We start from the raw sequence: 2,663 nt of genomic DNA, 5'->3' as shown, positions 1-2,663 counted from the left end.
CCTGAGGGACAACAATCACCTTAGGCGCTTTCTGATCGCGATAGTCGCGGCGGTCCTCGGCCCGGTCCAGATGGTCCTCCACCACATCCCAAACGCCAGTGTCCACGGCTTCATCGCGACGGTTTTCGCGGCGGTCGGCGCGGTTTTCCACCCGGTCGATGACCTCGCCATTGGCGGCAAAGGCCGGGGTGGCCAGGGGCAAGGCAACGGCGGCGGACAGGATCAGGGCAAGTGCAGATTTTGCGAGGGTCATTTCGGTCTCCTTGGCTGTGTTACTCGTGACTTCCGCAAGCACAAACGCGGGCCACCGGTGCTTCCGCCGCCTGTTTTCCGATGACCTGGCGTCAAGTAGCCCCCGCACCGCGCCAGCGGTGCCACGCCCAAGCCTGCAAGGGTTTTGGCGCAGCCAAGGCACACAGCCAGGCGCGGGAGCCCAGCCCTCGCTGAACAGAAACCACCGCTGGTGCCTGCAAAAGTTTTACGAAGATTTTTGCCTAAGACTCTTCAATAACGTCTTAGGCGTCACGCCAAGAGAAAACGCGCCCGCAACGGAGCGCGTTCCTAAAACTCAAAAGGCCTAGGGCTCAGACGCCAGCGCCGACAATCGCCTTGGCCAGAACCGGCACGGTTTGAGCATTCAAGCCGGCAATGTTCAGGCGGCTATCGCCAACCATGTAGATGCCATTGTCCACCCGCATTTTCTCGACCAGTTCCGGCGTGGTACCAAGCAGCGAGAACATGCCGCGGTGCTGGGCGATGAAGCTGAAACGGTCAGAGCCGGTCAGACGCTGCAGTTCATCCGCAAGGCTCTGGCGCAGGTCCAGCATGCCGAGGCGCACCTCTTCCAGCTCTGCCGCCCAGTCAGCGCGCAGGGTCTCGTCGTTCAGGATCATGGTGACCAGACGCGCACCATGGTCCGGCGGGAAGGAGTAGTTTTGCCGGTTCAGAAACGCCAGCGTGCCCTGGTTGAGCGCCTGAGCGCCCGCGTCATTGGACACGGCCATCAACAGGCCGGTGCGCTCGCGGTAGATGCCGAAGTTCTTGGAACAGCTCGCGGCAATCAGCACTTCGGGGCAGCTGGAGGCGACCAGGCGCACACCCAGCGCGTCTTCTTCCAGACCGTCGCCAAAGCCCTGATAGGCGATGTCGATCATCGGGATCAGGCCGCGCTCGTTCAACAGCGTAATGATCTCCTTCCACTGCACCTCATTGAGGTTGGCGCCGGTCGGGTTGTGGCAGCAGCCGTGCAGCAGAACAACGTCGCCCTTCTCAGCGCCCTTCAGGTCTTCCATCATGCCGTCGAAGTTCACGCCCCGGGTGTCACGGTCGAAATACCGGTAAACCACGGTTTCGATGCCAACGTAGTTCAGGATCGACACATGGTTCGGCCAGGTCGGATCCGACACAAAAACACGGGCCTTGGGGTTGGCCATCTTGATCAGTTCAAACGCCTGGCGCACCGCGCCGGTGCCACCGGGTGTGGCCGCCGCTGCAATGTTCTCGCGCGCGACGGCATCACCCAGGATCAGCTTGATCATCGCGTCGCCATAGGCCGGATCGCCGGCCAGGCCGACATAGGCCTTGCTGGTCTGCTCTTCCCACAACTTATGCTCAGCGGCCTTGATTGCGCGCATCACCGGGGTGACGCCTTCGGCGTTCTTGTAGACACCGACGCCAAGGTCGATCTTGTCCGCGCGCGGGTCGTCGCGGTACATCTGCATCAGCGCCAGAATCTTGTCAGCGGGCTGGGGTTTCAGGGTCTCGAACATCAGTTCTCTCCGGTAGCAACGGGAAGGGTCGGGAAGGCACCCCATTCCGACCACGAGCCGTCATAGACCGCATGATCGGTTTTGCCGATGCGCTCCAATGCAAGGCTGAGGACGGCGGCGGTGACGCCCGACCCGCAGGTGGTAATCACGGGTTTGTTCAGATCGGCACCGGCAGCGGCAAATTCGGCGCGCAGTCCCTCTGCATCCTTCATGGTGCCATCCGCATTCAGCAGGCGGCCAAAGGGAACGTTTTTCGACCCGGGGATGTGACCGGCACGCAGGCCTTCACGGGGTTCCGGCACATCGCCGCGGAACCGCTCGGCGGCGCGGGCATCGATGATTTCATGATCGCCCAGTTTGGCCGCGGAAGAGACCTGCGTCACATCACGGACCATGTGGTTTTGCACCCGCACGGTCATGTGGCGGTCGCGGATCACCGGCGGCAAATCCTCAACCGGGCGTCCCTCGGCCTGCCATTTCGGGAAACCGCCGTCCAGCACGGCAATGTTATGCTGCCCCATCAGCCGGAACAGCCACCAGACCCGGGCTGCGGATTTCAACCCGGCAGTGTCATAGACCACCACCTGGTGGCCGTCGCCTACACCCATCACCCGCAGGCGGGACATGAATTTCTCAACCGGCGGCACCATATGCGGCAAGTCGGAGCGGTGGTCCGAGATATCGTCGATATCAAAAAAGCGCGCGCCAGGAATATGGGCTGCGCCGTATTCCGCCTTGGGGTCGCGGTTTTCCTGCGGCAAATACCACGAGGCGTCCAGCACCCGCAGATCCGGATCCTTCAGATGGGCGGCCAGCCAGTCGGTGGAAACCAGCGTCTTCGGATCATCCTGCATCAAAGCGTCTCCCTTTCTGCGCATGCGCCATGGGTACATC

Annotated in this window: 3 protein-coding genes; all 3 read right to left on the bottom strand. The window is 62.1% G+C overall.

Annotated features, from left to right (window positions below; genetic code table 11):
• Positions 1–253 (bottom strand): hypothetical protein (locus A2I95_RS30490; protein ID WP_291735894.1); only part of this gene is annotated, 253 nt, incomplete at its 3' end.
• A 331-nt stretch (positions 254–584) separates the two neighbouring features.
• Entirely contained in the window at positions 585–1,769 is a 1,185-nt protein-coding gene (locus A2I95_RS30485) for an amino acid aminotransferase (RefSeq protein ID WP_291735891.1), read from the bottom strand.
• Positions 1,769–2,623, bottom strand: a complete 855-nt coding sequence (gene sseA / locus A2I95_RS30480; protein WP_027257449.1) for a 3-mercaptopyruvate sulfurtransferase — start codon at positions 2,621–2,623, stop codon at positions 1,769–1,771. Before sseA ends, A2I95_RS30485 begins: the two co-directional genes overlap by 1 nt.
• Positions 2,624–2,663: the final 40 nt, after the last annotated feature.

This window comes from Leisingera sp. F5, assembly GCF_001593695.1.
This window is presented reverse-complemented; position numbering and strand designations above follow the sequence as displayed.